The following is a 6,975-nucleotide window of genomic DNA, read 5'->3' on the forward strand; positions in this document are numbered from 1 at the left end:
CGACAACTGGTCGGCCCGCGGCGCTTCGCGCCGACGAAGCACGAACTGATTGCAATTCGTTCGCCAAACATTACATTGAGCTTTTCATCCTGGGGAGTCGCTGAAATGAAACTGCATCTTGCCGGGCGCATTCGAGCGGTTCTCATCGTCTTGGGAGTTGTGTGCATCGCTTGTTTGATGACTCCCGGCGTCGTGCAGGGGCAAACGAATTACTTTTATGGAAGCACCGCCAACGGAAACTGGGACACCACCAGCGCTCTTTGGTCGACGCCGACTTACAGTACCAGTGGGTTGGTGCCCTGGGTGAATTCCAACACAAACCCAAACACAGCCTATCTCGACACGGGCACGGGGTTTCCCCCGACTTCGCGCACGCTCACGCTCACGCAAGACATTACCGCCCAATCAGTTTTGTTCGACGCGCGGTCCACGGTCTCTAGCAGTTTCGGCTATACCCAGGCATATGACTTGGCGGGCACGAACACGCTGAATCTTGCTAGCGGAACTCTCACTTTTAACTTTCTCGCGGGCAATACTGCCGACGTCATCAATGCTCAAATCGACGCCAATCTTTCCACTCCCGGCGACTTGACCGTCAATGTCGCCGGCACGGACCTGCAGGCAGGCGCCTTCGGCGATACGACGCTCACGCTGACGGGCGTGGCCACCTTCAACAATCTGAATATCTACGGTGGCTACCTCGGCCTCGGAAGCGCGCGTATCGGCGCCAACACCGTCTTCATCGATCACAATTCCACAATCAGCGGCACGGTCAATCTCTACGGCTACGACGGGCAAAACAAAGATGGAGCGAGTTTTGCCGTTGGCACCACGAGCAGCAACGCGGTCACAGTCAGTGCGAGCAACTTCGTCATTAATCCGAACAACGTCCATGGCACGTCATACTTGCGGAGCGATTTCATCGCTCGAATCGGGGCCAGCAACAGTGGCACAACGATCAACGAGCTGGACGTAAACGGCGTGATCTCCGGCAATGGCGATCTGATGTTCGCCGCCGGTTTCAGTGGCGGGGGAGGGTTGGTCGTACTAAATCAGCACAACACATATCTCGGATTTACGATGTTCAACGCCGGTGCCAGCAGTTCGTCGGGGCTGGGTGTGCTTCAATTGGGCGTCGACAATGCGATCCCCACCGGCAGCCCGCTGGTTTGGGGATTCAACTCGAACGGCAACGGCGGCACCTTGGATCTCAACGGTCACAATCAGACGGTTTCGTCGCTCTGGACTCAATTTGGCGCGGGCAGCAGCGTCATCACGAACAATGCGACCGGCCCAAGCACGAGCACACTCACGATCAGTGGTTCTGATTCTCCGGGTGCATTTGCTCTGCCGATTAACGACGGCAGCGCCGGCGGAAAAGTCGCTTTCGTCCGATCGGGGATTGGCACCACGGTTCTCACGAATGCCAACAGCACATATTCGGGAGGCACAAGCATACTGGGAGGCGTATTGTCAGTTAGCGCCGACCATGTGCTGGGCGCGGTCCCCTCGACCGCGACATCCGGCAGTCTTGTTGTCAACGGCGGCGCGTTGGCGGTGACCGGCGCTGGCTTCACCTTGAGCGGCAATCGCGGAATCGCGCTCGGACCTGCGGTCGGCAGCGGGACCGGAACGATCAACGTGGCCGGCAACGGCAATCTGACTTACGACGGCATCATCGACAACAACGGGCCCCTGAGCACCGGAGGCCTGACCCTGTCTGGCGCGGGAACTTTGACGCTCGACGGAGCGAACACCTACACTGGACCGACGGCGATCAGTCAAGGAACTTTGTCGCTCGCGCAGAGCGGTTCGCTTCATGCGCTTAGCACGGTGACGGTTGGTGTCGGCGGCACGCTGGGCGGCTCCGGTACTGCAAATGGATCGGTCGTGGTCAATGGCACGATTGCTCCCGGAACCACCACGCAAGTTGGCCAGCTCAACGTCGGCAGTCTCACGCTGTCCGGCGGCGGCGTCTACAACTGGAAACTGTTCAATGCCCCCGGCGCCGCGGGGAACGACTGGGATTTAATCTCGGTCGGAGCGATGGGGACCGGAGCAGTTACGTTGAACAACTCTCAGGCCAATCCGTTCACCATCAATGTGACGGCGCCTCCCGGCGGCCTTATCAATTTCGTCGACACGCAGAGCTATACGTGGCAGATTCTCAGCGCCGGTAGCTTTGTCGGCGGCCCTTACAATGCAAATCTGTTCAACGTCAACACATCCGCCTTCCCATCCGGCGATCCCGGTTCGACGATCACATTGTCCAATTCGGGAGGAAACCTGTCGCTTGTCTATACCCCTGGGCCAACACCGTTGATTTGGAAGCAGCCGACCGGAGGATCGGGAAATTGGAGCAACGACGCGAGCGCGACCGATTGGACCGGCGGCCCATGGACTTCTGGCTCTGCGGCGGCATTCAACAATGGTTCTGGAAATGACTTGGTGATGCTGCAGGCACCCATTGCCGCCGCTGGCCTGCAGTTCAACACCGGTGGATACACGATCGCCGGCAGCGGGGCAAACACGATCACGGCCCCCGCAATTTCCGTCACAAATGCGGGAGACAAGGTCACCGTTAGCGCGCAGATTGTCGGCACCAACCTGACAATGAGAGGGACCGGCACGTTGATCCTCACCGGGCCAAATACCTACACCGGTACAACCACGATTGCCAGCGGCACCCTGCAAGGCAACACGACAAGTCTGCCGACGGATGTAATTGACAACGGGTCGCTCGTCTTTGCCCAGGCGGCGAGTGGGACCTTTTCTCACAACATCAGTGGCGGTGGAGCGATCGTCGTTCAGAACCAGAACAACAGTGTCTTGACGATAGGCGGCACGAATGCATCGACCAGCTTTGTAAGAATCAATAGCGGAGTGGTCAGCGTCGACTCCGACGCCCGCTTGGGCAATTCAAGTTCTGTGATGCTCAACGGCGGGACGTTGCGAACGACGGCTGGCTTTAGTTCGACGCGCACAATCAACGTCGGCGACCCCGCGGTTTTTAATCCGGTAGATGGCACGCTGGACACGCAGGCCAACACGGTCGTCTTGAGCGGCGGCAACAGCCTCGCGCCGCAAATCGTGCTCAACAATACCAGCGCGTTCCACAAGGTTGGCAGCGGCGAGTTGCAGGTTACGAATAGCGGATTCACGTATGGCGGCGGCCTCAATACGGCGGGACTTGTCGAGGTCGATCAAGGAACGCTCACGGTCGGAATTAAGACAGGTAGCGGTAGCAGTTCTTCCAATCCGGCCAGCTTCTTCGGTCCAACCGGTTTCTCGAACGGCCTGGCCCTGATGGATGGCACGACGTTCGTCGATGCCGCCTCGACTTCCGGCAACGCGAGCTTGAACTCCTTGAGTTCGCTGAGCGTCACCGGCAACGCGACGTTCCAAATCTATCGCACCCAGACGACAGATTCGGGGCTTTCCGAGTCCCCCTCGTTGACCATCGACGGGAATCGTGCCACTCCGCTAACGCTCAACGGCACACTGACCGTCAACGGCAACGGGAATCTTGCTAACGGAACACCGCGGCTCACCGTCGGCGCACTGACGCTCACCGGCGATTCAACGCTCCAAATGGTGACCAATGCGTTAAGTCAACCCGGCGGCACGGGCGGCCCCAAGAGTTACTCGACGAACTTCGCCGAGACCGGACTCTTCGTGGACAACGGCCACACGCTCACCTTCGGCGCGGGCGGCAATGCCACGAACTTCCCAGGCACGGGCATCCTCCTCAACGCGGTGGCGGGCAACAATGTCGTCACGGGCAACTGGATCATCGGCAATCCCGCCGGCACCAACGGCGTCACCGTCTCGGTCGGGGGCGGAGACAATCTTTCGTTCACCAGCGGCAGTATTACCGTCAACCCCTTCGGTCAACTCCTTCTGAACAAGGGGTTTACCTACGGCACCGTGGGCCAGACCCTCACGCTAAACGGGATTGGCGCGGCCAAATCGGGTTTCGGCAGCAACAGCGGCACGGCCGGCGCACTTCTGACCGCTTCGGGAAACAATACCACTTACATCGGCAACGTGGCGCTGGCGACCAATTCGATCATCAACATTCCCCTATCGTCGGCAACGGCGACGCCGCCGCTAACCGGGTCCTTGACTCTCAAAGGCACGATCTCCGGTCCCGGCTTGCTGCAAAAACAGGGTACGGGCAATCTGTTCATCGATGGCGTCAACACGTCGAACGAAAATGTCCTGGTCGGCAACGGAACCATCGCAGTGGGCGATGGAAACAGTTCCCTCTTCGGCACCGCCGTCATGCCGACGGGCAACCTAACACTCGGTGAGCAGCCCACCACCGACACGGTCAGCAACACAACCGTGAATTTTCGCAATGAGGCCCAAACGATCGGCAACCTGGCCAGTAGTTTTGCCGCCAGTTCGGGCACGATAGCCCAGACCGTCATGTTGACGGGAACCGACCTGGGAGGCACGGTGCTCACAATCAACGAGACGGGCGCCACCACCTTCGGACCCGGCGCCGTTTCCACGCTGACCAGCACGATAACCGGGGCGGGCAGCATCGTTCTCGGCAGCACTGCCACCGGAACTCTGACCTTCACAGGCACGAACAACTACAACGGCGGTACGACGATCAACGGTGGGAAGTTGGCCCTGGCGGGTGGAACGAACGTGGGAAAGATCTACGGCGGCGACGTCGCTATCAACGCCAATGGCATCTTAGGCGTCAACACGGCAATGAATCTCGTCATGGGAAACCCCACCCCGCCCATGGGGGCAAATACCGCCGCAACTGCCCTGATCAATTCCGGGGGAACCATGTCGATCGATACGAACTTCGACGCCAGCATTCTCGTCGACTCGGCATCAGTCGGCATTCTCGCGCTCAATACCAATAACAGCACTCTCAGCGGCACGAGCGGCAGCAGCGCCTTCATTGGGGCGTTCGGTGCGGAGTCGCTGACTAGCACCATGCTCGCTCCCGGGGCCGGTAATACCTACCGCTTAGGGGGGCGCGGCGGAGCGCTCACCGTATCCAACGGCGTGCTGACGGACAGCGCCGGCCCCGTGAGTAATAGCTTGCTCGTCGGCAGCAGCCAACCGAACGGATCGGGCACCGTCATTCTCGCCGCTGTCAATACATTCAGCGGAGGCACGACGGTCAATAACGGGACCCTCCAGACGACCGCCGACGGCGCCCTCGGCTCCGGCGGCTTGGCCGTCAACGCGGCCTCCGCTGCCGTCTCCCTCGCATCTTTGCAATCGAATGAGGTCGTCAGCAGCTTGTCGTCGGCCATCTCGGGCGGGGGGACTGCTAACCTGACAGTTGCCGCGGGCAAGTCCCTGACCGACAATCAATCGACGAGCACGTCGTTTCAAGGTACGGTTAACCTATCCAACGGGACGACGGCGCATTCGGGTGGCACGCTAACCAAGTCCGGCGGCGGAACTCTCGAAGTGGATGGCGCTCCATCGCTCGGTCCCAATAGCAACATCAATGTCAATGCCGGCAAACTGAAGTTCAATGTCAACAGCGGCTCGGTGTTCGTCGGTACCGGCGTTCTGGTGACCGTTACCGGCAGCACTGGCAACTTGGAACTGGCGGGCTCAGAGTCCGCCTTGGATCCGCTCTTGCTCAAGGGTCGGGCCGACATTCTGAACAATAGCACGGCGGCGGCAGGCGTGTTGATCAGCGGTATCCACCAGCAGGTCGGCTCCATCGACGGCGCCGGCACCACACAGGTCGACGCCGGTAGCGACCTGACTGCCAATCATATCGTTCAGGGATCGCTGATAATCGGCGGGACTGCCGGGAATCCGGGACGCGTGACCATCGATGCCTCCGATTCCAGCGGCAATCCGCTGGCTTCAGGCGAGGCGAGCGGAGGTTTTGCGATCGCCGGCTCTGTGTCCGTCGGCGGCCCATTCGATTTGAGTTCAACGGATTCGGTGCTCGCGACCGAGGCCGTGCAATCGGGTCATTCGGTCGCCGTCCAATTGGGAGCAGGAGGCAGTTCGTCGGTGGGCGGCAATCTCACGACCGTTCCAGAGCCATCGAGCATTCTGTTGGCTGCCGTGGGCGCTCTCGCGCTCGGAATTGTGGCCGAGCGAAAACGATTGCTCAAATCGAGGCCATGATGGATAATCGGTTGTCGCGCCCCTGAGAGGATTGTCAGAGGGAGTCAAGGAACATGCTCATCGCGATCGCATCGATGCGAAAGGGTTCGGTTCGAATTCCAATCGACGAAGAGAACATAACGGCGAGCCCCCGCATCGCGGGAATCCGGCGGCGCCGTCCGCGAGGATTTACCCTCGTTGAATTGCTCGTCGTGATCGCGATCATCGGAATTCTCGTCGCGCTTTTGCTGCCGGCAATTCAGGCCGCCCGCGAAGCGGCTCGGCGGATGCAGTGCGGGAATAATTTGCGGCAGATTGGTCTGGGGATGCACAACTATTTGGGTGCATTTGGATATTTCCCAGCCGGTCAGGCCGACTACTCGAATGCTCCGCCGTTCAACCGGACTTGGTCGTGGTGCAGCTATTTCCTCGATTTCGTCGAACAGAAGGCCCTTCACAGCCTAATCCTCTTTAACCAAGATCATCGCCAACCGCCGAACTGGAAATCGGATCTATCCGGGCCGACGAACATGTTGATTCCCATCTATCTCTGTCCCAGCACCACCCACGTGCAACTGCTTCCCTCGGGCGATCCCTCGCGCGGTCCCGAGGGGCGAATCGCGGACCTGAACGGCAACGGCAAGCTGGATGCCGGCACCGGAGAAGGACTGGCCTGTATCGACTACGGCGGCAACAGCGGGCCGAGTGGGACCAATTCTCAGGGCAGCCCAATCATCAATCCGGCCACTAACCAGCGCTATGTCAATAACCAAGGCGTTTTGCTGAACATCAGCGATTTGATCGCTCAGGGCAAGACGGGCGCGCTCGTCGCCCCGCGAATCCGGCCGCGCGAAATCACCGACGGGATGA

2 protein-coding genes are annotated in these 6,975 nt (G+C 59.8%); both read left to right on the forward strand.

Translation table 11 applies throughout. The annotated features are described in order from the left end of the window. The first annotated feature begins 105 nt into the window (after nt 1–105). Complete coding sequence (locus VGY55_02510; GenBank protein ID HEV2968832.1) at nt 106–6,126, forward strand: autotransporter-associated beta strand repeat-containing protein; 6,021 nt, start codon at nt 106–108, stop codon at nt 6,124–6,126. A 53-nt stretch (nt 6,127–6,179) separates the two neighbouring features. Continuing rightward, nucleotides 6,180–6,975: DUF1559 domain-containing protein (locus tag VGY55_02515; protein ID HEV2968833.1), on the forward strand; the 796-nt coding region annotated here is incomplete at its 3' end.

The sequence above is a fragment of the Pirellulales bacterium genome (genome assembly GCA_035939775.1).
GTDB lineage: Bacteria > Planctomycetota > Planctomycetia > Pirellulales > DATAWG01 > DASZFO01.